Origin of the sequence: Nocardioides sp. zg-1228, assembly GCF_017086465.1 — a bacterium.
Taxonomy (GTDB): domain Bacteria; phylum Actinomycetota; class Actinomycetes; order Propionibacteriales; family Nocardioidaceae; genus Nocardioides.
In genome coordinates this window covers 1,334,343-1,359,447 of the sequence record NZ_CP070961.1, presented here as the reverse complement: position 1 = coordinate 1,359,447, position 25,105 = coordinate 1,334,343, and the positions used below count along the sequence as shown (strand labels likewise).

Sequence of the window (25,105 nt, the reverse complement as noted above, 5' to 3'; positions counted from 1 at the left end):
GTAGGGCGGCGGTTACCCGTCAGTCACCGCCGCGGGCTGTGACTGATGCCTCACCTCGGACCGTCAGGCGGTCGCGGCCACCCGCTCGACCTCGATGGCGTGGGCGAGGCGGGTGAGGTGGGCCATCCGGCGCACGGCGGGCCCGGGGTTGCGGACGGTGAGGCTGTGTCCCGACAGCCACGCATGACGGGTGGCGACCACCAGCACGCGGAGGGCCGTGGCGTCGATGGTCGACACGTCGGTCATGTCGATGACCACGTCGTCGTCGAGCCCGTCGAGGTGCTCGTAGATCGCGTGGCGCACCTCGCCGGTGCTGCGCACGTCGAACGCTCCGTGCAGGACGAGCGTGTGACCGTCCGAGACGATGTCCATCCGGTGCTCCTCACCGGCGTCCCCCGACGCCTGCTGTGACTGCTGTCACCTCTCCTGACGTAGTTGTACCTCGCGGGGTTGCCCCCGTGCCTCATCTTTTCCGGCGAGTCCGGCCCGTTAGGCTCCGCCCATGGTCAACCTGACGCGCATCTACACCCGCACCGGTGACGCCGGCCGCACCCGGCTCGGCGACATGAGCGAGACCTCGAAGACCGACCCGCGGCTCGAGGCGTACGCCTGCGTCGACGAGGCCAACGCCCACATCGGCGTCACCCTCGCCCACGGCGGACTGGAGGACGACGTCGTCGAGGTGCTCACCCGGGTGCAGAACGACCTCTTCGACGTCGGCGCCGACTTCTGCACCCCGGTGGTGCCCGACCCGGAGTACCCGCCGCTGCGCGTGGAGCAGGACTACGTCGACCGCCTCGAGGCGTGGTGCGACCACTACAACGAGCACCTGCCCGCCCTGCGGTCGTTCATCCTCAACGGCGGCACCGTCGCCGCGGCCAACCTGCACGTGGCGCGCACGGTGGCGCGACGCGCGGAGCGGGCCGCGTGGGCGGCCTGGGCCGAGCACGAGGAGACCATGAACATCCTCGCCATCACCTACCTCAACCGGCTCTCAGACCTGCTGTTCATCCTCGCCCGCCACGCCAACCGCGCCAACGGCGACGTGCTCTGGGTGCCCGGCGGCGACCGCTGACCCGACGGGCGCCCACAGGCTGACGCACTCCGAGGAGGACGCCCCGGAGCCGACCCCCGACTCCGCGCGCTGGGTCTAGGGCCCCTCGCCGGCGGCCGGCCGCTCCCCCGTCCGCTGCTCGCGGGCGGCGGGCACGACGAGGGCGGCGGGCACCAGCAGCAGCGCGACCACCAGCAGCGCGTCGAGCGTGCCGACCCGGTCGCCGACGAACCCGAGGAGCGGCGGTCCGGCGAGGAACGCCGCGTAGCCGATCGTCGACACCACGCTCACCCGCGCCGCGGCCCGGGCCGGGTCGTCGGCGGCCGCGCTCATCCCGACGGGGAAGCCGAGCGAGGCACCGATCCCCCACAGCACGATGCCGGTGACCACGAGTGCCGGGTGGTCGGCCAGCACCATCAGCAGCACCCCCACGGCGGCGACGACCATGGTGGCCCAGAGCACCGCCACCCGGCCGAACCGGTCGATGAGCCCGGTGCCGGCGAACCGGCCGGCGGTCATCGCCAGCACGAAGACCGCGAAGCCCGCGACGCCGACCGCGTGCGAGACGTCGTGGCCGTCGACGAGCGCGACGGCGAGCCAGTCGTTGGCGGTGCCCTCCGTCATCGCCAGCGCCAGCACCATCACGCCGATGAGGAGCGTGCGCGGCTCGAGCCACGCACGCGCCGCCGACGCGGCGCTCTCCTGGTGCCGATCGGCCACGGGCAGGAACGACGGCGAGGAGCGCCACACCAGCACGACGGACACCGCGACCACCGCGACGAGGTGGACGGCGGCGGGCACGCCGAGCTCGATCAGCAGCGCGCCCGCGAGCGCGCCGACCACGGTGCCCGCGCTGAACCCGGCGTGGAAGCGGGGCATGATCGTGCGGCGCAAGCCCCGCTCGACCTCGGCGCCCTCCACGTTCATCGCCACGTCCCACACCCCGATGCCGAGGCCGTAGACGAACAGCCCTGCGACGGTCACCGCGAGCAGGTGGCCCAGGCCGAGGGCGGCGGCCGCCATGCCGAGCGCCGCCGCCGTGGCCCCGAGCCGCACGACGCGCACGGTGCCCAGCGCGTTGATCGCGGCGCCCGTCGTGGGCAGGGCGAGCACGGAGCCGAGCGCGATCGCGAGGAGCACGAGCCCGAGCTGGCCGTTGGTGAGGTCGAAGCCGGAGCGGACCTCCGGGATGCGCGAGACCCAGCTGGCGAAGACGAGCCCGTTGAGGAAGAACGTCAGCCCGACCGCGTTGCGGGCGACCCTCAGCGCGGGCACGCTACTGGCGCCGGTTCCAGTCCGTGCCGGGCGGGCCCGACTCCAGCCACGACTGGAAGCCGGTGAGCGACGCCTCGCTCATCGCGATCTCCAGCGGCTCGCCGTCGTAGCGGCAGCTCGCCACCAGGTGCCCGGCGTAGAGCGACATCTCCTCGGCCCCCTCCGGCGAGCGGCGGCCGGTGTACTCGAGGTGGTCGCGCGCCCACACGCGCTTGGGGCGCGGCGACAGCGAGAAGATGCGGAACCACTCCAGCGTCTGGCCCGAGTAGCGACCGATGCCCAGCAGCCAGCCGCGACCAGGGTGATCGGTGCGCGCGCGGTAGCTGAGCTCGAAGGTGCCGCCGTGGCGCGCGAGGAGGCGGCGGCGGACGATGAGGGTGATGCCGTAGAGCAGGACGAGGAGAAGGCAGAGCCCGACGATGTCGAGCGCCCATTCCCAGACCGCCATCCACACCCTCCGAAACGCAGTGAGCGCACGAACCGGTCGGTTCGTGCGCCCACCCTAGCGAGTCAGCTCGGAGGCCTCGTCAGGAGGCCCGCTCCACGGCGCGGATCCGCGCCTCGGCACGCCTCACGGCCTCGTTGGCGGCGTCGTCGTTCTCGCCGGAGGCCTGGGCCCGCTCGAGCTCCTGGCGTGCCTTCTCCAGGTCGATCTCGTGCGACATCTCGGCCCGCTCCGACAGGATCGAGACCCGGTTGTCGGCCACCGACAAGAAGCCGGCGTCGACCGCGGCGATCCAGGTCTCTCCGTCCACCGTCTGCACGTCCACCACACCCTCGATGATCGAGGACAGCAGCGGGGCGTGGTTGGGCAGGATGCCGACGTCGCCCTCGGTGGTGCGGGCGATGACCATCGTGGCCTGGCCCGACCAGACGAGCCGGTCGGCGGCGACCAGCTCGACCTGGAGGGACTTGTCGGTGGAGGCCATCAGAGGCTCTTCTGGATCTCGGCCCACTTCTTCTCGACGTCGTCCAGACCGCCGCACATGAAGAAGGCCTGCTCGGCCACGTGGTCGTACTCGCCGTCGGCGATCTTGTTGAACGCCTCGATGGTGTCGGCCACCGGGACGGTCGAGCCCTCGATGCCGGTGAACTGCTTGGCCACGTAGGTGTTCTGCGACAGGAACCGCTGGATGCGACGCGCCCGGGACACGATGATCTTGTCCTCCTCGGAGAGCTCGTCGACACCGAGGATGGCGATGATGTCCTGGAGCTCCTTGTTGCGCTGCAGGATCTGCTTGATCCGCACCGCGCAGCGGTAGTGCTCCTCGCCGATGTACTGCGGGTCGAGGATCCGCGAGGTCGACGTCAGCGGGTCGACGGCCGGGTAGATGCCGAGCGAGGCGATCTCTCGCGAGAGCTCCGTCGTGGCGTCGAGGTGCGCGAACGTCGTGGCGGGCGCAGGGTCGGTGTAGTCGTCGGCGGGCACGTAGATCGCCTGCATCGAGGTGATCGAGTGACCACGCGTCGAGGTGATGCGCTCCTGCAGCTGGCCCATCTCGTCGGCGAGGTTGGGCTGGTAGCCCACCGCCGACGGCATGCGGCCCAGGAGCGTGGAGACCTCGGAGCCCGCCTGGGTGAAGCGGAAGATGTTGTCGATGAAGAGCAGCACGTCCTGCTGCTGCACGTCGCGGAAGTACTCCGCCATCGTCAGCGCCGACAGGGCGACCCGCAGGCGGGTGCCCGGCGGCTCGTCCATCTGGCCGAAGACCAGGGCGGTCTGGCCGATGACGCCGGCCTCCTCCATCTCGACGATGAGGTCGTTGCCCTCACGGGTGCGCTCGCCGACTCCGGCGAACACCGACACGCCACCGTGGTCCTTGGCGACGCGGGCGATCATCTCCTGGATGAGCACGGTCTTGCCGACGCCGGCACCACCGAACAGGCCGATCTTGCCGCCCTGCACGTAGGGGGTGAGCAGGTCGATGACCTTGATGCCGGTCTCGAACATCTGGGTCTTCGCCTCGAGCTGGTCGAACGCCGGGGCCTTGCGGTGGATGCCCCACCGCTCCTTGACGTCGAGGGTCTCGCCCTCCGCCAGGTTGAGGCAGTCACCGGTGGTGTTGAACACCTTGCCGAGGGTCGCGTCCCCGACGGGCACGGTGATGGACTCACCCGTGTCGGTCACCTGGGCGCCTCGGACGAGGCCGTCGGTCGGCTTCATCGAGATGGCACGGACCATGCCGTCACCGATGTGCTGGGCGACCTCGAGGGTGATCGTCGTGGTCTCGCCGCTCAGGGTCAGGTCGACCTTCAGGGCGTTGTAGATCGCCGGCATGGCGTCGGTCGGGAACTCGATGTCCACGACCGGGCCGATGACGCGCGTGATGCGACCGACCGAGCCGGCGTTGCCGCTCGTGGTGGTCTCTTCAACAGTGGCAGTCATTTCTCTCACTCACTCCCGGCGTTGGCGTCGGCAAGGGCGTTGACGCCACCGACGATCTCGCTGATTTCCTGGGTAATGCCGGCCTGGCGGGCCTGGTTGGCGATTCGGGTGTACTTCTTGATGAGCTCGTCGGCGTTGTCCGTCGCGGACTTCATCGCCTTCTGGCGGGCGGCCAGCTCGGAGGCGGCCGCCTGCAGCAGGGCGAAGAAGATCCGGCTCTGGACGTAGCGCGGCAGCAGGGAGTCGAGCACGTCGGACGGAGACGGCTCGAACTCGTAGAGGGGCAGCAGGTCGCCCTCGGCGGGCGGCTCGGTGCCCTCGACGACCTCCAGCGGGAGGAGTCGTACGGCCGTGGGCTCCTGGCTGAGCATCGAGCGGAACCGCGTGAAGACCACGTGGACCTCGTCGACCGGCCGGGCGTCGGTGTCGTCGTCCTCGTCAGCGAGGAACGCCGCGATCAGCGTGGCGCCGATCTCGGCCGCGACGTCGTAGGTGGGCTGGTCGGAGAAGCCCGTCCAGGCCCGCACGACGTCGCGCTGACGGAACTTGAAGTAGGCCTCACCCTTGCGACCGCTGGTGTAGAGGTCGACGTCCTTGCCCTCGCCCTTGAGCTTCTCGACGAGGCGCTCGGCCTCCTTGAGCACGCTCGAGGAGTAGGCGCCGGCCAGGCCGCGGTCGGAGGTGACCACCAGGACGGCGGCCCGCTTGGGGTCCGCCGGCTCGGTGGTCAGCGCGTGGTCGACGTTGGAGAACGTCGCCACGGCCGACACGGCGCGGGTCAGCTCGCGGGCGTAGGGCGCAGCCGCCTGCGCGCGCTGCTGGGCCTTGATGATCCGCGAGGCAGCGATGAGCTCCATCGCACGCGTGATCTTCTTCATCGACTCCGTCGACTTGATCCGCGCGCGGTACTCGCGTACGGAGAGGGCCATTGCGTCAGCTCCGCTTCTGCTTGACGATCTGCTCCTGCTCGACGTCCTCGTCCGCGAGGGCGACGTGCTCTTCCTTGCCGGCCTTGATGCTCTGGCCGTCGGAAGTCTCGAACTGGTCGAGGAAGGAGTCGTAGGCGCTCGCGAGCTCGGCGTCGGCGTCGTCGTCGAACTTCGTGGTCTCACGGATGCCGGCGAGGATGCCCTCGTGGCTGCGCCGCAGGTAGTCGAGGAACTCGTGCTCGAAGCGCAGCACGTCGTCGGTCGGGACGCGGTCGAGGCGGCCGGTGGTGCCGAGCCACAGCGAGGCGGTCATCTCCTCGACCGGGTACGGCGAGTACTGCGGCTGCTTGAGCAGGGCCATCAGCCGCTGCCCGCGATCGAGCTGCTGGCGCGAGGCCGCGTCGAGGTCGGAGGCGAACATGGCGAACGCCTCCATCGCGCGGAACTGCGCCAGGTCGACCTTGAGCGAGCCGGTGACGGCCTTCATCGCCTTGGTCATCGCCGAGCCGCCCACACGCGAGACCGAGACGCCCACGTCGATGGCAGGGCGCTGGTTGGCCGCGAAGAGGTCGGACTGCAAGAAGATCTGGCCGTCGGTGATCGAGATGACGTTGGTCGGGATGAACGCCGAGACGTCGTTGGCCTTGGTCTCGATGATCGGCAGGCCGGTCATCGAGCCCTTGCCCATCTCGTCGGACAGCTTCGCGCAGCGCTCGAGCAGCCGGCTGTGCAGGTAGAACACGTCGCCCGGGTAGGCCTCGCGGCCCGGCGGGCGGCGCAGCAGCAGCGACACGGCGCGGTAGGCCTCGGCCTGCTTGGTGAGGTCGTCGAAGACGATGAGGACGTGCTTGCCCTCGTACATCCAGTGCTGGCCGATGGCCGAGCCGGTGTAGGGGGCGAGGTACTTGAAGCCCGCCGAGTCGGACGCCGGCGAGGCCACGATGGTGGTGTACTCGAGGGCGCCGGCCTCCTCGAGCGCGCCACGCACGGAGGCGATGGTCGAGCCCTTCTGGCCGATGGCGACGTAGATGCAGCGGACCTGCTTCTCCGGGTCGCCCGACTCCCAGTTGGCCTTCTGGTTGATGATCGTGTCGATCGCGATCGTGGTCTTGCCGGTCGCGCGGTCACCGATGATCAGCTGGCGCTGGCCACGGCCGATCGGGGTCAGCGCGTCGATGGCCTTGATGCCGGTCGCGAGCGGCTCGTGCACCGACTTGCGCTCCATCACGGACGCGGCCTGGAGCTCCAGGGGGCGACGACCGGAGGTCTCGACGTCGCCGAGACCGTCGATCGGGGTGCCGAGCGGGTCGACCACGCGGCCGAGGTAGCCGTCGCCGACCGGGACGGAGAGGATCTCGCCGGTGCGGCGGACCGGCTGGCCCTCCTCGATCTTGTCGAAGTCACCGAGGACCACGACGCCGATCTCGCGGGTGTCGAGGTTGAGGGCGATGCCCAGCGTGCCGTCCTCGAACTCGAGCAGCTCGTTGGCCATGACCGAGGGCAGGCCGCTGACGCGGGCGATGCCGTCGCCGGCCTCCGCGACGGTGCCGACCTCCTCCGTGGTCGCCGTGTCGGGCTTGTAGTCGGACACGAAGCGCTGGAGCGCGTCCCGGATCTCGTCCGGACGGATGGAAAGCTCCGTCATCTCATCTCACCTGTTCCTGGTCTGGTCTGCTCGAAGGTTCTGGGTGGTGCTGGGTGGCGTGCCTGGCGCCGGGGTGCTCAGCCGGCGAGGCGGCGGCGGGCTTCGTCGAGACGGCTGGAGACCGTCCCGTCGATCACGTCGTCACCGGTCTCGACGCGGATGCCGCCGATGACCTCGGGGTCGACGACGACGTTGAGGTGGATCTCCCGACCGTAGTTGCGGGAGAGGGCGTCGGCCAGCCGCTGGCGGTCGGCGTCGGACAGGGGACGCGCGACGCGGACGGTCGCGACTCCCTGGCCGCGGACCTCTGCGGCCACCTTCTGGTAGTCGGCCAGGGCCACCCCGACCGTGCGGTAGCTGCCGGACAGCGACTGCTGCACCAGCGCCACCGTCGCCGGGAGCACCTTGTCCCCCAGCAGGTCGGCCAGCAGGCGCGACTTGTCGTCGCGGCTGCGGGCCGGGTCGGACAGCGCGTCGCGCAGCCCGGGGTTGTCCTTCACGACCTGTCCGAAGGCGAACAGCTCGTCCTCGAGCCGACCGGCGTCGCCGCCGGCCGACGTCACCACCGAGACCACGCCGAGACGCTCGAGGGCGTCGGCGAGGTCGCGGCCGTTGGTCCAGCGCTGCCCGACCGCGATGGTCACCACGGCAAGCGCCAGCTCGGAGACCTTGCCGGCCAGCACCTCGCGGAGCAGGCCGGCCTTCGCGTCGCCGTCGATCGACGCATCGGTCATGACCCGCCGCAGCGCGGGCTCGGCGCGGAGCAGGTCCGCCACGCCGAACAGCTCCCGACCGACGGTCCCCGCGTCACCGGCGCCCGTGAGGGCACCGGCGGTGGCGGCGTACGCGTCGGCAGACGCACCTCGGAACATCAGTTGACACTCCCTGCGGTGGTGCCGCCGCGCGCCTCGAGCTCGGAGAGGAACCGGTCGACCACGCGGCTCTGGCGAGCCTCGTCGTCCAGGCTCTCGCCGACGATGCGACCGGCGAGACCGGTCGCCAGGGCGCCGACCTCGGCCCGCAGCGAGGTGACCGCCTGCTGGCGCTCGGCCTCGATCTGCGTCTTGCCGTGCTCCACGATCCGGGTGGACTCGGCCTGGGCCTGCTCCCGCATCTCGGCGATGATCGCGGCGCCCTGCTCGCGCGCCTCCTCACGGATGCGCGCTGCCTCGTGCCGGGCGTCGGCGAGCTGCTTCTCGAGCTCGGCGAGCTTGGCGTCGGCCTCGGCCTGCTTGGACTCGGCCGCGCTGAGCCCACCCTCGATGGCCGCCGTGCGCTCCGCGAACGTCTTCTCGAACATCGGGACGACGAACTTCGTCACGAGGACATAGAGGATCGCGAAGACGATGAGGGCGAGGATGACCTCTGACCAGACCGGCAGCACCGGACTGTGGGTCTCGCCCTCCGCCGCCGCCAGGACGATGTGGTCCATGAGTCGAACTCCTACGGTCTAGAGCTGGGGTGCGACGGTCGTCAGAGAGGCAGGACGAACGCGAGCGCGACGGTGATGATGAAGAGCGCCTCGGCGAGAACGAAGCCGAGAATCGCGATCGACTGCAGACGGCTCTGGGCCTCGGGCTGGCGGGCGACACCGGAGATGAACGCGGCGAAGATGAGGCCGATGCCTACGCCGGGACCGATGGCGGACAGGCCGAGACCGACCAGGTTGATGGAGCCTTCCACGGCTTTTCCTTTCGTCGGCGACGCGTCTCTCGCGCCGCTGTTTGGCGAAACTTGTGGGTGGTGCGGATCAGTGCTCGTCGGCGAGGGCCTCGCCGATGTACATCGAGCTCAGGAGGGTGAAGACGTAGGCCTGGAGGAACATGACCAGCATCTCCAGGAAGCTGACGCCGATGCCGAGCCCGAAGGACAGCACGCCGACGGCGCCGTAGAGGATGTTGCCGCTGGCCAGCAGGGCCGCACCGCCGGTCGCGAACAGGATCAGCAGCAGGTGGCCGGCGAACATGTTGCCGAACAGACGCAGCGTGAGCGTGACCGGGCGGATGATGATGTTGGAGAAGAACTCCAGGGGCACGAGCAGCAGCAGGATCGGACCCTTGACGCCGCCGGGCATGGTGGCGTGCTTGAGGTAGCCGAGCGGGCCGTGCTTCCAGATGCCGGCACCGACGTAGATCAGCCAGCTCAGCATGGCGAGCGGCACGATGAAGCCGATGCGGGAGAAGCTGGGGAACTGCAGGAAGGGGATCACGCCGTAGTAGTTGTTCACCAGGATGAAGGTGAACAGCGTGAAGAGGTAGGGCACGAACTTCATGTAGTGCTCGCTGCCGATGTTGTCGCGAGCCATGTTGTTGCGCACGAAGCCGTAGATCATCTCGCCGGCGAACTGCAGGCGGCCCGGCACGAGCGAGGCCTTGCGCGAGGCGGCGTAGAAGAACCCGAAGACCAGCACCGCCGACAGGACCAGCAGCACCATCGGCTTGGTGACGTCACCGAAGATCGGCGGCAGCTCGAAGCTCCCGGGGCCGGGGGCGTGGAATCCCGAACCGCCCTCTGCCGCGACAGGCTGGCTGATGATCACTCCGACTCCTCGTTGTTCGTGTTGCTCGTGGTGTGACGCGTGTTGCTCGTGCCGCCGTCGTGCTCGTGCTCGGCCGCTGTCTGGCGGTTGAGCTGCACGACCATCATGTAGGTGCCCAGCGCGCCTCCGAGCAGGACCCCCGCCGCCACGAGGAAGCGGGTGTCCAGCCACTGGTCCAGCAGCCAACCGACCGCCCCGTAGAAGAGCACCCCCGCCACCAGGTAGCTGGGGGCACTGATGCGCGACGGCTGGGAGGAAGAGGCACCGGACTCGGCCATGGCGCTGCGGACTTTAGCAGTCGTGGCACTCACGACTCACCCCCGGGGAGGTCGAAGTAGGGCGTGCGCTGCCGCGCGGTCAGCACGAGGTGAGCGGCGGTCCACACGACGGTGGCGAGCACCATCGAGGCGGCCAGCCAGCCACGGGCCTGGTCGCCGGGGAACAGCCCGCCCCGGGTGATGGCCACGAACACCAGCAGCACGATCGCGAGCTGCGTCGCGTAGGTCGCCAGGGCGACCAGCAGGGACGCCGTCGGCATCGCGCTGGCGACGACGTGCAGCGACAGCGTGCCGAAGGACACGACCAGCACCACCAGGCCCGCCCCCACGGCGGCAGCGGCAGCGGCCTCCGACCCGTGCACCACGGCGGCGAGGGCCACCAGCACGGCGCCGGCGAGCACCGTCGCGACCGCGGCACCGGCGACGACTCGCGCGCCCGCCGCGAGGCTGCGGCGGCGGGTGGCCGCGCTGCTCTCGCTGGTCTCGGTCGTCATGTCGGCGGCCTGTCTGGTCTGGTGCGGGCGGTGCGGGTACGCTCGTGAAAACTATCACAAAGTCGTCGAACGGCTGAATTCAGGGACCCGCCGCGGGCTCGTCGGCCCGCCCCTCCACGGTCGCGTTGTGGGGCAGTCCGGTGTCGCCGAGGCCGGTCTTGCGCGGGCGGTGCATCTTGGGCAGCACGAACGTCAGGGCGACCGCCAGCGCCAGCATCGTGCCCACGCTCCACCACACCCACGCGGCGTCGAACAGGCTCACCACGACCGCGCCGGTGGCGATCGTGAACGCCCACGTCCACATGATCAGCACCGCGCGGCGCTGCGAGTGGCCGATCTCGAGGAGCCGGTGGTGCAGGTGCTGCTTGTCGGCGCTCATCGGCGAGCGGCCCGCCCGCGTGCGTCGTACGACCGCCAGCACCAGGTCGACGATCGGCACCATCAGCAGGGAGATCGGCAGCAGCACCGGCAGCACGGTCACGAACAGGCTGTTGCCGGTCGTGACGGGCATGCCGACGAACTGGCCGGTGAGCGTCAGCGCGCTCGCCGAGAGGACGAGCCCGATCAGCATCGACCCGGAATCGCCCATGAACAGGCGCGCGGGGTGGAAGTTGTGGGGCAGGAACCCGGCGCACGCCCCCGCCAGCGCGGCGCTCAGCAGCGCCCCCGTGGTCGCGAGCGTGAGGTTGGCCTGCGCCGAGGCGAAGTAGCAGTAGAAGAAGAACGCGGCCGCGCCGATGCCCACCACGCCGGCCGCCAGCCCGTCGAGGCCGTCGACGAAGTTGACGGCGTTCATCGTGCCGATCACCACGACCAGGGTCAGCACCGCGCCCTGCACGTCGTCGAGTGAGAACTGCGTGCCGTCGGCACCCGGGAAGTAGTAGAAGCGCACCCCCATCGCGACCAGCAGCCCGGCGGCGAGGACCTGCCCGCCCAGCTTGGTCAGGGCGTCGAGGTCGAAGATGTCGTCGATGACGCCGACGGCGCAGACCAGCGCCCCGGCGAGGAGCACCACGCCGGCGTCCTTGAAGACGAAGCCCTCGCTGCGCTGGCCCAGGAAGGGCAGCTCGCGCGCCACGAGGTAGGCGGCGGAGAGGCCTCCGAGCATGGCCAGGCCGCCGAGGTAGGGGATCGGCTCGGCGTGCACGTCACGGTCGCGGACCGCGGCCACCGCACCGGTGCGCAGGGCGATCTCGCGGGCGATGACGGTCAGCAGGTAGGTCACCGAGAGGGCGACCAGGAAGACGAGGAGGTACTCCCGCATCCGCCTATCCCTGGTCCTGGAGCACCACGCCGTGCTCCTCGATCGCCGCGTTGAGCTGCTCCAGCGAGAGCGCGCCGAGGCGCAGCACCCGTCCGTCCGGGACCGTGACGTCGACGATGGTGGACGCCTCGCCGCCCGGCGAGGGGCCGGCGTCGACGATGACGGCCACCGCGTCGCCGAGCATCTCCTCGGCCTGGTCGGCATCGGCGGCCGCGGGACGGCCGGTGAGGTTGGCCGAGCTGACCGCGAGAGGGCCGGTGCGCTCGAGGACGGCGAGCGCCACCTCGTCGTCGGGCATCCGCACCGCGACGGTGCCCCGGGTCTCGCCGAGGTCCCACATCAGCGAGCCCTGCTGGTGGCACACGAGGGTCAGCGGGCCGGGCCAGAACTCCTCGACCAGCGTGCGCGCCCACGGCGGCACCCGCTCGGCGAGCGCGTCGAGGGTGGTGGCGGCCGAGACGAGCACCGGCGGCGGCATGTCACGGCCGCGCCCCTTGGCCTCGAGCAGTGCCCGCACGGCGTCGTGGGAGAACGCGTCGGCGGCGATGCCGTAGACGGTGTCGGTGGGGATGACCACCAGCTCGCCACGGCGTACGGCGGCCGCGGCGGCGCTGACCGCCGCCTCCCGCTCCTCCTCGGTCGAGGTCGCACGCCTGTCCACGACGCTCATCGTGCCAGCCGAGCCGTGAGGAAGCGCGCCCGACCCGCGAGGTCGGTGTGGTCGCTGACCTCGACCCACCGCCCGGTGGCGGCGAAGACGCCCGGAGCCGACTCGCCCTGGACGTCGGCGTGCTCGGCTCCCACCACTCCCCCGGGCCGCAGCAGCACCGCCGCGCGCCGCTCGAGCAGCCGCATCGCGTCGAGGCCGTCCTGGCCGGAGAACAGTGCGAGGTGCGGGTCGTGGTCGCGGGCCTCGACGGCCACCGACTCCCATGCCTCCAGCGGGATGTAGGGCGGGTTGCAGACCACCACGTCGACGGTGCCGGCCAGGTCGTCGAAGGCGGCGAACGCGTCGCCGAGGCGCAGGTCGACGTCGGCGAGGTTGGTCCGGGCGTAGGCGTGGGCCTCCGGGCTCAGCTCGACGGCGTGCACGTCGGCGTGCGGCACCTCGTCCTTGACGGCCGCGGCGATCGCCCCCGAGCCGGTGCACAGGTCGACGACGACCGGCACACCGGGGACGGCGCTCGCCTCCTCGACGGCCCAGCCGGCGAGGAGCTCGGTCTCGGGTCGCGGCACGAAGACCCCGGGGCCGACGGCCAGCTCGACGTGGCGGAAGGCGGCGGTGCCGGTCAGGTGCTGCAACGGCTCGCGGGCGGCCCGGCGCGCCACCAGCGCGTCGTACGCCGCCTCCTGCTCGGGAGCCAGGGCGTCGACCAGCGGCAGTCGACCGAGCGGGACGTTCAGGACGTGGGCGAGCAGCAGGTCGGCGTCGCGCTCGGGCGAGGCCACCCCCGCCTCGCGCAGGCGCTCGGCCGCGGCGCGGCGCAGCTGCCTCACGACTCGAGCGCCGCGAGCCTGGCGGCCATGTCGGTCTCCACGCACGAGTCGAGCACCGGCTGGAGGTCGCCGTCGAGCACCTGGTCGAGGTTGTAGGCCTTGTAGCCGGTGCGGTGGTCGCTGATCCGGTTCTCGGCGTAGTTGTAGGTGCGGATCCGCTCGGAGCGATCGACGGTGCGCACCTGCGAGCGCCGGGCCTGGCTGGCCTCGGCGTCGGCGGCGTCCTGCGCGGCCTGGAGCAGCCGCGCGCGCAGGATGCGCATGGCCTGCTCCTTGTTCTGCAGCTGGCTCTTCTCGTTCTGGCAGCTCACCACGATCCCGGTCGGCAGGTGGGTGATCCGCACGGCCGAGTCGGTGGTGTTGACGCTCTGCCCACCGGGCCCGCTCGAGCGGAAGACGTCGATGCGCAGGTCGTTGTCGTCGATCGTGACGTCGACCTGCTCGGCCTCGGGCATCACGAGCACGCCGGCGGCCGAGGTGTGGACGCGCCCCTGCGACTCGGTGACCGGCACGCGCTGGACGCGGTGCACGCCGCCCTCGAACTTGAGGAGTGCGTAGGGCGCGCGGCCGGGCTCGACGGCGCCGCGGGCCTTGACCGCGGCGGTGACGGACTTGTAGCCGCCGAGGTCGGACTCGGTCGCGTCGAGGATCTCGACGCTCCAGCCGCGGGTCTCGGCGTAGCGGGAGTACATCCGCAGCAGGTCGCCGGCGAAGAGCGCCGACTCCTCGCCGCCCTCCCCCGACTTGATCTCGAGCAGCGCGTCCTTGCCGTCGGCAGCGTCGCGGGGCACCAGCAACCGCCGGAGGCGCTCGCCCGCTGCCTCACGGCGAGCCGCGAGGTCGTCGGCCTCGGCCGCGAACGCGGGGTCGTCGGCGGCGAGCTCGCGCGCGGCCTCGATGTCGTCGCCGAGCCGCAGCCACTCCTGCCAGGTCGAGACGACCGCCGTCAGCTCGGCGTAGCGCTGGTTGAGCTGCTTGGCCAGGCGCTGGTCGGCATGGGTCTCGGGGAGCGAGAGGCGCCGCTCGAGGTCGGCGTGCTCCTCGCGCATGCCCTCGACGGCCTCGAACATCGGGTGGGCTCCTCGGGGTCGGACGCGTGGCGGGGACGGTGTGGCTGGTCTGGCCGGGGTGCGAGACGGCAGACGGCAAGGCGCCGGCCACCCGCTCGAAGCGGGCGACCGGCGCCTGACGTGGGCTACTTCTTCTCGGCCGGGGCCTTCTTGGCGTAGCGGGCCTCGAAGCGGGCGACGCGGCCGCCGGTGTCGAGGATCTTCTGCTTGCCGGTGTAGAACGGGTGGCACTGCGAGCAGACGTCGGCGTGGATGGAGCCGGAGGTCGCGGTGCTGCGGGTCGTGAACGACGCGCCGCAGGTGCAGGTCACCTGGGTCTCGACGTACTCGGGGTGGGTGTCCTTCTTCATGGGTGTCCTCTCGAAGTGTTCCGGGTCGCCCGCGTGGATCGCGTACTGACGTGAACCGGAACCGGCGCACAAGTGTGCCACCGGTCTGAACAACAGCGCCAATCCCGAGATTCCCGGCCCGGGGCCGGCGCCGCCTGCGATCGTCAGCGGCCGCTGACGACCTTGGCCACGGCCTGCTGCGAGTCGGCCGCGGCCAGCTTCTTGCGGATGTCGCCGACCACCGCGCCCTCGGCCGGGGCGAGCAGCCGCTCCTCGTGTCGCGTGCCCGAGGCGGTCACGTCGACGGCGGGGACGATGCCCTTGGCGGCCCGCTCGGCGCTGAGCGCGAGCTCCCAGTTCTCGGTGCCGGCGATCTCCTCGAGGAAGAACTCGTCGGTCGCCGACCCGGTGCCCACCGCCACCGTCGCGAGGACGGTCAGGGAGCCGGCGTCCTCGATCGTGCGGGCGGCGCCGAAGAACTCCTTGGTGGGGTGCACGGCGGACGCGTCCACGATGCCGGCCAGCACCCGGCCGTTGGCGGGGGCGGCCAGGTTGTAGGCGCGGCCGAGGCGGGTCAGCGAGTCGAGCAGCACGACCACGTCGTGGCCGAGCTCGACGAGTCGCTTGGCCCGCTCGATCGCCAGCTCGGCCACCAGGGTGTGGTCGGCGGGCTGCCGGTCGAACGTCGACGCCACGACCTCGCCCTTGACCGCGCGCTGGAAGTCGGTGACCTCCTCGGGCCGCGCGTCGACCAGCACCACCATCACGTGGCACTCGGGGTTGTTGGTCGTCACCGACTGCGCGATCGACTGCAGCAGCGACGTGGCGCCCGTGCGGGGCGGGGTCAGGATCAGCCCGCGCTGGCCCTTGCCCACCGGCGCGGCGATGTCGATGACCTTGCCGGTGAGGTTGTCGTCGGCCGTGGCCAGGCGCAGCCGCTGGTGGGGGTGCACCGGCACCGCGTCGGAGAACTGCGGCCGCTCCTTGGCGCCGTCGGCCTCGGTGCCGTTGACGCTGTCGATGCGGACCATCGGGTTGAACTTCTCGCGGCGCTCTCCCTCGCGGGGCTGGCGCACCTGGCCCACGACGGCGTCACCACGGCGCAGGTGGTACTTCCGCACCATCGACAGCGACAGGTAGACGTCCTCGGGTCCGGGGAGGTAGCCCGAGGTGCGCACGAACGCACAGTTGTCGAGGACGTCGAGGATGCCCGCGGCCGGCACGAGCACGTCGTCCTCGAGGATCGTGGTGTCGGGCTCGTTGCGGCTGCCCTGGCGCGCGACCGTCCGGTCACGCCCGCGACGACGCCGGTTGCGCCGGCTGCCGCCCTCGCCGTCGTCGTCGTCGTCGGGGTGCTGGCCCTGGTCCTGCTGGTCCTGGCGGTCCTGCCGGTCCTGCCGGTCCTGCCGGTCCTGCCGGTCCTGCCGGTCCTGCCGGTCCTGCCGGTCCTGGCGGTCCTGGCGGTCCTGCTTGCCCTGGCCCTGCTGGTCCTGCTGCTTGTGCTTGCCCTGGCCCTGCTGGCCCTGCTGGCCCTGCTGCTGCTTCTGCTTGCCCTGCTTCTGGTCCTGCTTCTGGTCCTGCTGCTTGCCCTGCCGGGCGCCCGCGCGCTGCTCGGACCCCTGCTCGGACCCCTGCTCGGACGCCTGGTCGGCCCCCTGCTCGGACGACTGCTCGGACGACTGCTCGGACGACCGGCCCGGCTGCTCCGGTGCCTGCTCGGACTGCTGACGGTCGGCCTGCTGCTCGGCCTGGCGCTGCTTGCGGGTGCGGGTGCGCACGGTCGTCTGCACGGCCGTCGGGGCGGCCGACTCCTCGCCGCCGGCGGTCTCGACCGTGCGCGCCTCGGGACGCGACTGCGCCTGCGGTGCCTGCTCGGCGCCATCCCGCTCGGGCCGGGTCTCGGTGCGGGTCCTCTCGGCGGGCGCGCCTCCCGACTGGTGGGTCCGGATGGCCTCCACGAGCTGGGCCTTCTTCATCGCACCGGCGCCGGGGATGCCGAGGCCGGCGGCCATCGACTTGAGGTCGGCGAGCAGCATCGAGCTGAGGCCGCCCGATCGCTTGGCGGGCTTGGCCGCCCCGGTGGTGCCGGCCGTCTCGGGGGCGGCGTTCTCCGCAGGGGTGGCGGGGGTCTCGGTCACGTGGATCCTTCGCACGTTGCGTCGCCCGCGACGCCGCGAAGGCGGTGCGCGAGGCGGATGGTGGGCGCCCGTCCACGCGGACCCCGAGGAGGCACGGGATCCGGGACGAGCAGGTACGCCGAGCGGCGCGCGGTCAGGTTAGCAGGAGCGCGCCGTGGGGCTCGATCGACAGGGCGTGGCAGGCCCAGCCGTCCGGGCAGGCGGCGGTGAGCGCCGAGGAGTCGGCGGTGCCGAAGGCCAGCACCGTCGGCCCCGCTCCCGACACCACGGCCGGCACGCCGGCGGCGCGCAGGCGGCGCACCAGCGCCAGCGTGTCGGGCATCGCCGGCTCGCGCTGGTCCTGGTGCAGCCAGTCGCGGGTCGCGGCGAGCAGGTGCTCGGGCTGCCCGGCCAGGGCGGCCACGAGCAGCGCGGCCCGACCGGCGTTGGCGGCGGCGTCCGCGTGGGGCACCGTCGCGGGCAGCAGCCCGCGGGCGACCGACGTCTCGACCCCGGTGGGCGGGACGAAGACGACCGCGGTGACCCGCGGGTCGACGCCCACCCGCACGGCGTACCAGTGCCCGTCCTCGCGCCCCGAGACGACGAAGCCGCCGTAGAACGCGGGCGCGACGTTGTCGGGGTGGCCCTCGAGGTCGGCGGCGAGGTCGAAGAGCGCGTCGTCGGAGGCCAGCAGCTGCCCGCCCGGCACGAGCGCGCGCGCGAGCACGACGCCGGCGACGATCGCCGCCGAGGAGGAGCCCAGGCCGCGGGCGTGCGGGACGACGTTGTGACACGACAGCCGCAGGCCGGGCGGCTGCTGGCCCATCAGCTCGAACGCCGCCCGCATGGAGCGGACCACCAGGTGCGACTCGTCGCGCGGCACCCCGTCGGCACCGGCCCCGTCGACCTCGACGACCAGGCCTTCGGGCAGCACCTCGGCCTCGAGCTCGTCGCGCAGCGACAGCGCCAGGCCGAGGGAGTCGAAGCCGGGGCCCAGGTTGGCCGACGTCGCCGGGACCGAGACCCGCACGGGACCGTCGACGAACCGTCCCATCAGGCCAGGCCGGCGGCTGCGGCGGCGGCGTCCACGTCGGCGTCGATCACCGTGTCGACGATGTCGCCGCAGGACTCCAACGCGGTCGCGGTGTCCTTGAGGCCGTGCCCGGTGACCGTGATCGCCACGGTGGCGCCGGTGAACACCTGGCCGGACTCCAGCGCTGCGAGCAGCCCGGCGACGCCCGCCGCCGAGGCGGGCTCGACGAAGACGCCGTCGTTGCGGGCCAGCTCGAGCTGCGCGGCGAGGATCTGGGCGTCCGAGAGCGCGGCGAAGCCGCCCTCGGACTCCTTGGCCGCCTGCTCGGCGAGGTGCCACGAGGCGGGGTTGCCGACGCGGATCGCGGTCGCCCTGGTCTCGGGGTCGGGGAACGGCTCGCCGGTCACCAGCGGGGCGGCGCCCTCGGCCTGGAAGCCGAGCATCCGGGGCCTCCGGGTCGCGCGGCCGAGCTCGGCGTACTGCTGGTAGCCCAGCCAGTAGGCGGAGATGTTGCCGGCGTTGCCGACCGGCAGCAGGTGCAGGTCGGGGGCGTCGCCGAGGAAGTCGACGATCTCGAACGACGCGGTCTTCTGCCCCTGCAGGCGCACCGGGTTGACGGAGTTGACCAGCTCGACGGCGTAGCCCTTCGACAGCCCGATCGCCATCGCCAGGCAGTCGTCGAAGTTGCCCCGCACCATGATCACCTGCGCGCCGTGCACGACCGCCTGGGCCAGCTTGCCGGCCGCGATCTTGCCCTCGGGGATCAGCACCAGCGGCTTGAGGCCCGCCTTGGCTGCGTAGGCGGCCATCGACGCCGAGGTGTTGCCCGTCGAGGCGCACACGACCGCCTCGGCCCCGAGGTGGCGGGCGTGGGAGATCGCGGCGGTCATCCCCCGGTCCTTGAAGGAGCCGGTCGGGTTGTCGCCCTCCACCTTGAGCCACACCTGGCCACCGGTCAGCCCCGAGAGCCACTCGGAGTGCACCAGCGGCGTGCCGCCCTCGCGGAGGGTCACCGCAGGCATGTCCTGGGGAAGGTCGAGCAGGTCGCGGTACTCCTCGATCACCCCGCGCCACTGGTGGGTGGTCGTGCTCGCCTGCGTGCTCATTCGTCTCCTCCCTCGACGCGCATCACCGAGGTGACCTCGCGCACGATCTCCATGCTGCGGAGCTGGTCGACGGTCGCCCGGAGGGCGGCGTCGGGTGCGGTGTGCGAGACGACGACGAGCTGCGCGTCGGCGCCGCGGCCCTCCTGGCGCACCGTCTGGATCGAGACGTCGTGGTCGGCGAACGCGTTGGCCACGGCGGCCAGCACGCCGGCGCGGTCGTCGACGTCGATCGCCACGTGGTAGCGCGTGAGGGTCTCCCCCATCGGCTGGACGGTCCGGTCGGCGTAGGCCGACTCGCCCGCGCCGCGGGTCTCGGCGAGCCTGTTGCGGGCCACCGTGACGAGGTCGCCGAGCACCGCGCTCGCGGTCGGCGCGCCGCCGGCGCCCGGCCCGTAGAACATCAGCTGCCCCGCGGCCTCCGACTCGACGAAGACCGCGTTGAACGCCTCGCGCACGCTGGCCAGCGGGTGGGAGCGCGGGATCATCGCCGGGTGGACGCGGGCGGCCACCTGCTCCTGCCCGTCGGGCCCCCGTCGCAGCTCGCAGATCGCGAGCAGCTTGACGACCGCGCCCATGTCGCGGGCGCTCGCGACGTCGGCCGCGGTCACCTCCGAGATGCCCTCGCGGTGCACGTCGGCCGCCGTCACCCGCGAGTGGAACGCCAGGCTGGCCAGGATCGCGGCCTTGGCCGCGGCGTCGAAGCCCTCCACGTCGGCGGTCGGGTCGGCCTCGGCGTAGCCGAGCTCCTGGGCCTCCTCGAGCGCCTCGGAGAATCCCGCGCCGGAGGTGTCCATCTTGTCGAGGATGAAGTTGGTCGTGCCGTTGACGATGCCCAGCACGCGGGTCACCCGGTCGCCGGCGAGCGACTCGCGCAGCGGCCGCAGGATCGGGATGGCGCCGGCCACGGACGCCTCGTAGTAGAGGTCGCGCCCGGCCTCGGCGGCCGCCTCGAACAGTGTCGGCCCGTCCTCGGCGAGCAGGGCCTTGTTGGCCGTCACCACGCTGGCGCCGTTGTCGAGCGCGGCGAGGATCAGCGACCGGGCGGGCTCGATGCCCCCGATCACCTCCACGACGAGGTCGACGTCGTCACGCGCCACCAGGCCGTGGGCGTCGGTGGTCAGCAGTCCCTCGGGCACGTCGACCTCGCGGGGCGCGTCGAGGCGTCGTACGGCCACCCCCACCAGCTCCACCGGCGCGCCGACGCGCGCGGCCAGGTCGTCGTGCTGCTCGGCCAGCAGCCGCACCACCTGCGACCCGACCGCACCGCAGCCCAGGACCGCGACGCCGAGCCGCCGCTTGTCACCCTCACTCATCAGAGAACACCCACATCGGTCGCCAACAGGTCGGCCACAGTCTCTCGTCGCAGCACGGTGAAAGTCTTCCCGTCCCGCACTCCGATCACCGGAGGACGCAGCACATGGTTGTAGTTGGACGCCATGGATCTGCAGTAGGCGCCCGTGCCGGGCACCGCGACGAGGTCGCCGGGGCGCACGTCGGCGGGCAGGAACTCGTCCTTGACGACGATGTCGCCGGCCTCGCAGTGCTTGCCGACGACCCGCGACAGCGCGGGCCGCGCCGCGGAGGCCCGGGAGGCGAGCGTCGCGGAGTAGTCGGCGTCGTAGAGGGCGGTGCGGATGTTGTCGCTCATCCCACCGTCGACCGAGACGTAGGTGCGCCGGGCGCCGCCGTCGAGGGCGACCTCCTTGACCGTGCCGACCTCGTAGACGGTGCACATCGACGGCCCCACGATCGCCCGGCCGGGCTCGATCGACAGGCGCGGGACGGCCACCCCGTGCGCGCGGCACTCGTGCTCGACGATCGCGGTGATCTCGGCGGCCAGCCGCGCGGGGTCGGACGGGTCGTCCTGGGTCGTGTAGGCGATGCCGAAGCCGCCGCCGAGGTCCATCTCGGGCATCTCGACGCCCAGCTCGGCGCCGATCCGGGCGTGCAGCGCGAGCACCCGGCGGGCCGCCACCTCGAAGCCGGACGTGTCGAAGATCTGGCTGCCGATGTGGGAGTGCAGCCCCAGCAGTCGCAGCCCCGGGGCCTCGTGGACGCGTCGTACGGCCTCGAGGGCGTCGCCGCTGGCGATCGAGAAGCCGAACTTCTGGTCCTCGTGGGCGGTGGCGATGTACTCGTGGGTGTGGGCCTCCACCCCCGCGGTGACCCGCACCATGACCCCCGTCGTGCGGCCGAGCTCCGCGGTGACGGACGCGAGCCGCTCGACCTCGTGGAAGGAGTCGACGATGATCCGGCCCACACCGAGCTCGACGGCGACCCCGAGCTCGCCCAGCGTCTTGTTGTTGCCGTGGAAGCCGACCCGCTCCATCGGGAAGCCGGCCCGCTCGGCGACGGCCAGCTCCCCACCCGAGCAGACGTCGAGCGAGAGGCCCTCGTCGGCGAGCCACCCGGCGACGGTGGTGCAGAGGAAGGCCTTGCCGGCGTAGTAGACGTCATAGCCGGAGAACGCGTCGCGGAACGCAGCGGCGCGGCTGCGGAAGTCGGCCTCGTCGAGCACGTAGGCCGGGGAGCCGTGCTCGCGGACGAGCTCGGGCAGCGGCACGCCCCCGACGCTCAGGACGCCGTCGGCCTTGGCCGCGGTGCGCGACCAGAGCAGCGGCACGAGGGCGTCAGGGTCACTCGGCTCGCGCAGCCACTGGGGCCCGCGGAGCGCACCGTCAGCGTGGGCCCAACCGGACGGGTGCGCGGTGGGCACGCCCGCTCACATCCTCTCGGGAGCCGAGACGCCGAGCAGGTCGAGGCCGTTGGCCAGCACCACCCGGGTGGCGTCGACGAGCATCAGGCGCGCCCGGTGCAGGTCGCTGACCTCCTCGTCGCCGCGCGGGAGCACCCGGCAGCTGTCGTAGAAGCGGTGGTAGGTGCCGGCCAGCTCCTCGAGGTAGCGCGCGACGCGGTGGGGCTCGCGCAGCTCGGCGGCCGCCTTGACCACGCGCGGGAACTCCGCCAGCGCGCGCAGCAGCTCACCCTCCTTCTCGTGGGTGAGCAGCTCGGGGTGCGACTCGGCCGTGACCCCGAGGTCGGCGGCGTTGCGCATCAGGCTCGAGACCCGGGCGTGGGCGTACTGCACGGTGTAGACCGGGTTGTCGTTGGTCGCGCGCGACCAGATGTCGAGGTCGATGTCGATGGGGCTGTCGCTGTGGTAGCGCGCCAGGGCGTAGCGGCTGGCGTCGACCCCGATCGCGTCGACGAGATCGTCGATGGTGACGACCGTGCCGGCGCGCTTGGACATCCGCATCGGCTCGCCGTCCTTGAGCAGGTTGACCATCTGCCCGATGAGGATCTCGAGGTTCTTGCCCGGCTCGTCGCCGAACGCGCTGCACATCGCGTTCATCCGGCCGACGTAGCCGTGGTGGTCGGCGCCGAGCATGATGAAGCAGCGGTCGAAGCCACGCTCGCGCTTGTCGAGGTAGTAGCCGAGGTCGCCGGAGATGTAGGCCGGGGTGCCGTTGGACCGGATGATCACCCGGTCCTTGTCGTCGCCGTACTTCTCGGTGCGCAGCCACAGCGCGCCGTCGGCCTCGTAGGTGTTGCCCATCTCGGTCAGCCGCTCGATCGCGCGCTCGACCGCGCCGGAGTCGTGCAGCGACTTCTCGTGGAAGTAGACGTCGAAGTCGACGCCGAAGTCGTGCAGCGACTTCTTGATCTCCTCGAACATCATCTCGACGCCGACCTCGCGGAAGACCTCCTGCGCCTGCGCGTCGTCGAGGTCGGTGACGTCGGGGCGCTGGGCGACGACGGCGGCGGCGATGTCGTGGATGTACTGCCCGCCGTAGCCGTCCTCCGGGGGCGGCTCGCCCTTGGCGCTGGCCAGGAGCGAGGAGCTGAAGCGGTCGATCTGCGCGCCGTGGTCGTTGAAGTAGTACTCCCGCGTCACGTCGGCGCCGGTCTTCGCGAAGATCCGGCCCAGCGCGTCGCCGACCGCGGCCCAGCGCACGCCACCGAGGTGCAGCGGCCCCGTCGGGTTGGCGGAGACGAACTCGAGGTTGATCTTCTCGCCGGCGAAGGCGTCGGAGGAGCCGTAGTCGGCCCCGGCCGCGACGATGTCGGCGGCCACCTGGCCCTGCGCGCCGGCCTCGACGGTGATGTTGAGGAAGCCCGGCCCGGCGACCTCCACCTCGGCGATGCCGTCGGACGCCCGGAGCCGCTCGGCCACCAGGTCGGCGAAGGCACGGGGGTTGGTGCCCGCCTTCTTGGCCAGCTGGAGGGCGACGTTGGTGGCGTAGTCGCCGTGCCCCTTCTGCCGGGGTCGCTCCACCGTGACCTGGGCCGGCACGCCGTCAGGCAGCGTGACCGCGCCGTCGGCCACGAGGGCCTCCAGCGCATCGACGATGGTCGAGGAGAGCTGATCGGGGTTCACCTGACAAGCCTATCGGCGCCGCCTCCGGCGAGCCGATCGGGTTTCACGCCCTGGCCCGTGGGCCGTCCACAGGGCTGCCCTAGGCTTGCCGGCGTGACGACGCACCCGACCTACGACCAGCTTCTCGAGCTCCCCGCCTACGTCGAGCAGCCCGTGCCGATGCCCTTCGAGGACATCAACGGCCACCTCAACGTCCGGCACTACATCGGCATCGCCAGCGAGGGCCTCGACGAGTCGCTCGTCGAGGTGGGCATCCCGCAGATGTGGCCGCTCACCGACGGGCACGCCTGCTTCACCGCCGAGCACCACGTCACCTACTTCCACGAGCTGCGCACCGGCGACACCATGTCGGCGCGGGTGATCCTGCTCGGACGCTCCGAGCGGGCGGCACACGTGCTGATCTACCTGCTCGACGAGACCCACCAGCGAGTGGCGTGCGTCGTGGAGGAGATCTTCCTGCACATCGACCTGGAGACTCGGCGCACCGCGCCCTGGCCCGAGGACGTCGCGGCCAAGCTCGACGCCCGGATCGCCGAGCACAGGGCCCTGCCCCTCCCCATCACGACCTCGGGGTCGATGGCCCTGCGCTGAGGCGGTTTCACCACCGCGACCGAGGACCGGTAGTCTTCACCGCGCACCGGCCCCGGGTCACCCCGGACCGGTGCGGGCCTCCGTAGCTCAGGGGATAGAGCACTGGTTTCCGGTACCAGGTGCCGCAGGTTCGAATCCTGCCGGAGGCGCTTTCCGGACGGACCCACGAGACGTGGGTCCGTTCGTCATTTCGGCTCGCGCCAGGCGGGGAGGAACCCGCTCAGCACCCGCGGAGGGTGGCGTCGGGCCGGGCCGCGCCCCCGAGGCGCCGCGCCTGCGCCACGTCGGGGAAGACCACGCTCGCGGCGCCCACGAAGCCGACGCGACCGCGTACGACGCACGTGGTGATCCGACGCGGGTCGACCTGGGCGACCGCCTGGGCGATCTCGAACAGCTCGGCCGGCGAGGCGTTGGTGTCGGTGTGGGCCATCACGGTCATCACGCCGCGCTCGATGAACCCGGGCACGGCGGCCTGCGCGCGGATCCGGGCGTGGATGCCGCGCAGCGTGCGCTGCTGGTTGGCCGAGCGGTCGAAGTCGCCCCCGGCCAGCCCCTTGCGGATCCGGGAGAACGCCATCGCGTTGTAGCCGTCGAGGTGGATGCGACCCTGCTTGAAGCCCTCCTTCTTGAGGTAGGGATCGGCGAAGCGGCGCGGGTTGGTGACGGTGATGCCGCCGATGTCGTCGACCATGTCCTCGAAGAACGGGAAGCGCGAGACGACCACGTAGTCGGGCTCGATGCCGACGAGGTTGCGCACCGCCCCGGCCATGCCGCGCGGTCCTGCGAAGTAGAGCGCGGAGTTGATCTTCTCCCGGCCGTGGCCGGGGATGGCGACCCAGGAGTCGCGGGGGACGCCGATCGCGGTCGCGGCACCCGTGCGGGTGTTGATGCCGACGAGCTGGATGGCGTCGCCGCGGGCACGGGTCATCGCCTGGCCCGGACGGGCGTCGGAGCCGACCGCGAGGATCCACACCACGTCCTTGCCGCCGGTGGCGACGCCCTGGGCGTGCCGGATCCTGACCAGGCTGACGTCGCTCGGCTGCACCGCCGACGGGGGCACGACCAGCGCGGTCACCGCGAGCACGGCCGCCAGCACGGTCGCCTTGACCAGCCTCATCGA

27 protein-coding genes and 1 tRNA gene are annotated in these 25,105 nt (G+C 71.8%); 3 read left to right on the top strand and 25 right to left on the bottom strand.

What is annotated here, in order from left to right:
• Nucleotides 1-63 precede the first annotated feature (63 nt).
• Nucleotides 64-372 (bottom strand): STAS domain-containing protein, encoded by a 309-nt coding sequence (locus tag JX575_RS06585; protein WP_186341649.1) that lies wholly within the window; start codon nt 370-372, stop codon nt 64-66.
• A gap of 130 nt (nt 373-502) precedes the next feature.
• On the opposite strand from JX575_RS06585, the gene JX575_RS06580 reads away from it, so the two are divergent.
• On the top strand, nt 503-1,075 hold the full coding sequence (locus JX575_RS06580; protein ID WP_186341648.1) for a cob(I)yrinic acid a,c-diamide adenosyltransferase: 573 nt from the start codon (nt 503-505) through the stop codon (nt 1,073-1,075).
• Between the two features lie 75 nt (nt 1,076-1,150).
• Here the strand turns inward: JX575_RS06580 and JX575_RS06575 are convergent, their stop codons facing one another.
• From JX575_RS06575 to argS, 23 genes are all read right to left on the bottom strand, one after another.
• A complete protein-coding gene (locus JX575_RS06575) occupies nt 1,151-2,329 on the bottom strand; it encodes an MFS transporter (protein ID WP_186341647.1) in 1,179 nt (392 codons plus the stop codon).
• Between the two features lies 1 nt (nt 2,330).
• Entirely contained in the window at nt 2,331-2,777 is a 447-nt protein-coding gene (locus tag JX575_RS06570) for a DUF2550 domain-containing protein (RefSeq protein ID WP_186341646.1), read from the bottom strand.
• A gap of 79 nt (nt 2,778-2,856) precedes the next feature.
• A complete protein-coding gene (locus tag JX575_RS06565) occupies nt 2,857-3,258 on the bottom strand; it encodes a F0F1 ATP synthase subunit epsilon (protein ID WP_186341645.1) in 402 nt (133 codons plus the stop codon).
• The gene (atpD, locus tag JX575_RS06560) at nt 3,258-4,715 is read right to left on the bottom strand and encodes a F0F1 ATP synthase subunit beta (protein ID WP_186341644.1); all 1,458 of its coding nucleotides are present in this window, start codon (nt 4,713-4,715) and stop codon (nt 3,258-3,260) included. Before atpD ends, JX575_RS06565 begins: the two co-directional genes overlap by 1 nt.
• A 5-nt stretch (nt 4,716-4,720) precedes the next feature.
• Entirely contained in the window at nt 4,721-5,644 is a 924-nt protein-coding gene (locus JX575_RS06555) for a F0F1 ATP synthase subunit gamma (protein ID WP_186341643.1), read from the bottom strand.
• Nucleotides 5,645-5,648: 4 nt separating this feature from the next.
• Nucleotides 5,649-7,289 (bottom strand): F0F1 ATP synthase subunit alpha, encoded by a 1,641-nt coding sequence (gene atpA, locus JX575_RS06550; RefSeq protein ID WP_186341642.1) that lies wholly within the window; start codon nt 7,287-7,289, stop codon nt 5,649-5,651.
• A 77-nt stretch (nt 7,290-7,366) separates the two neighbouring features.
• Nucleotides 7,367-8,161 carry a F0F1 ATP synthase subunit delta gene (locus tag JX575_RS06545; RefSeq protein ID WP_186341641.1) on the bottom strand — a complete coding sequence of 265 codons (795 nt, stop codon included), beginning with the start codon at nt 8,159-8,161 and terminating at the stop codon, nt 7,367-7,369.
• Nucleotides 8,161-8,721: a F0F1 ATP synthase subunit B gene (locus JX575_RS06540; protein WP_186341640.1), complete on the bottom strand. Its 561-nt coding sequence runs from the start codon at nt 8,719-8,721 to the stop codon at nt 8,161-8,163. Before JX575_RS06540 ends, JX575_RS06545 begins: the two co-directional genes overlap by 1 nt.
• A gap of 41 nt (nt 8,722-8,762) precedes the next feature.
• Nucleotides 8,763-8,972, bottom strand: coding sequence for an ATP synthase F0 subunit C (gene atpE / locus JX575_RS06535; RefSeq protein WP_030482691.1), 210 nt, complete (start codon nt 8,970-8,972; stop codon nt 8,763-8,765).
• 67 nt (nt 8,973-9,039) lie between these two features.
• A complete protein-coding gene (gene atpB, locus JX575_RS06530; RefSeq protein ID WP_241005363.1) occupies nt 9,040-9,828 on the bottom strand; it encodes a F0F1 ATP synthase subunit A in 789 nt (262 codons plus the stop codon).
• On the bottom strand, nt 9,825-10,106 hold the full coding sequence (locus JX575_RS06525) for an AtpZ/AtpI family protein (protein ID WP_186341639.1): 282 nt from the start codon (nt 10,104-10,106) through the stop codon (nt 9,825-9,827). Before JX575_RS06525 ends, atpB begins: the two co-directional genes overlap by 4 nt.
• Before the next feature lie 29 nt (nt 10,107-10,135).
• Nucleotides 10,136-10,600: a hypothetical protein gene (locus tag JX575_RS06520; protein ID WP_186341638.1), complete on the bottom strand. Its 465-nt coding sequence runs from the start codon at nt 10,598-10,600 to the stop codon at nt 10,136-10,138.
• A gap of 79 nt (nt 10,601-10,679) precedes the next feature.
• On the bottom strand, nt 10,680-11,864 hold the full coding sequence (locus JX575_RS06515) for an MraY family glycosyltransferase (RefSeq protein ID WP_186341637.1): 1,185 nt from the start codon (nt 11,862-11,864) through the stop codon (nt 10,680-10,682).
• A gap of 4 nt (nt 11,865-11,868) precedes the next feature.
• The gene (locus JX575_RS06510; protein ID WP_186341636.1) at nt 11,869-12,534 is read right to left on the bottom strand and encodes an L-threonylcarbamoyladenylate synthase; all 666 of its coding nucleotides are present in this window, start codon (nt 12,532-12,534) and stop codon (nt 11,869-11,871) included.
• Nucleotides 12,531-13,361 (bottom strand): peptide chain release factor N(5)-glutamine methyltransferase, encoded by an 831-nt coding sequence (gene prmC / locus JX575_RS06505; RefSeq protein ID WP_186341635.1) that lies wholly within the window; start codon nt 13,359-13,361, stop codon nt 12,531-12,533. The genes JX575_RS06510 and prmC overlap by 4 nt, the downstream gene beginning before the upstream one ends.
• The gene (gene prfA / locus JX575_RS06500; protein ID WP_186341634.1) at nt 13,358-14,431 is read right to left on the bottom strand and encodes a peptide chain release factor 1; all 1,074 of its coding nucleotides are present in this window, start codon (nt 14,429-14,431) and stop codon (nt 13,358-13,360) included. Before prfA ends, prmC begins: the two co-directional genes overlap by 4 nt.
• A gap of 125 nt (nt 14,432-14,556) precedes the next feature.
• Nucleotides 14,557-14,781 carry a 50S ribosomal protein L31 gene (rpmE, locus tag JX575_RS06495; RefSeq protein ID WP_186341633.1) on the bottom strand — a complete coding sequence of 75 codons (225 nt, stop codon included), beginning with the start codon at nt 14,779-14,781 and terminating at the stop codon, nt 14,557-14,559.
• 143 nt (nt 14,782-14,924) lie between these two features.
• Complete coding sequence (rho, locus tag JX575_RS06490) at nt 14,925-16,898, bottom strand: transcription termination factor Rho (RefSeq protein WP_206054539.1); 1,974 nt, start codon at nt 16,896-16,898, stop codon at nt 14,925-14,927.
• Between the two features lie 133 nt (nt 16,899-17,031).
• Nucleotides 17,032-17,931, bottom strand: coding sequence for a homoserine kinase (gene thrB / locus JX575_RS06485; RefSeq protein ID WP_186341631.1), 900 nt, complete (start codon nt 17,929-17,931; stop codon nt 17,032-17,034).
• The gene (gene thrC / locus JX575_RS06480; RefSeq protein ID WP_186341630.1) at nt 17,931-19,016 is read right to left on the bottom strand and encodes a threonine synthase; all 1,086 of its coding nucleotides are present in this window, start codon (nt 19,014-19,016) and stop codon (nt 17,931-17,933) included. Before thrC ends, thrB begins: the two co-directional genes overlap by 1 nt.
• On the bottom strand, nt 19,013-20,329 hold the full coding sequence (locus JX575_RS06475; protein WP_186341629.1) for a homoserine dehydrogenase: 1,317 nt from the start codon (nt 20,327-20,329) through the stop codon (nt 19,013-19,015). The genes thrC and JX575_RS06475 overlap by 4 nt, the downstream gene beginning before the upstream one ends.
• Entirely contained in the window at nt 20,329-21,732 is a 1,404-nt protein-coding gene (gene lysA / locus JX575_RS06470; protein ID WP_186341628.1) for a diaminopimelate decarboxylase, read from the bottom strand. The genes JX575_RS06475 and lysA overlap by 1 nt, the downstream gene beginning before the upstream one ends.
• A gap of 6 nt (nt 21,733-21,738) precedes the next feature.
• Entirely contained in the window at nt 21,739-23,394 is a 1,656-nt protein-coding gene (gene argS / locus JX575_RS06465; protein ID WP_186341627.1) for an arginine--tRNA ligase, read from the bottom strand.
• A 93-nt stretch (nt 23,395-23,487) separates the two neighbouring features.
• Between argS and JX575_RS06460 the strand changes: the two genes are divergently transcribed.
• On the top strand, nt 23,488-23,985 hold the full coding sequence (locus tag JX575_RS06460) for a thioesterase family protein (RefSeq protein ID WP_186341626.1): 498 nt from the start codon (nt 23,488-23,490) through the stop codon (nt 23,983-23,985).
• 76 nt (nt 23,986-24,061) lie between these two features.
• Nucleotides 24,062-24,134: transfer RNA gene (locus JX575_RS06455), tRNA-Arg, on the top strand.
• Between the two features lie 71 nt (nt 24,135-24,205).
• Here JX575_RS06455 and JX575_RS06450 read toward each other — a convergent pair.
• Entirely contained in the window at nt 24,206-25,102 is an 897-nt protein-coding gene (locus JX575_RS06450) for an LCP family protein (protein WP_241005362.1), read from the bottom strand.
• Between the last annotated feature and the right edge of the window lie 3 nt (nt 25,103-25,105).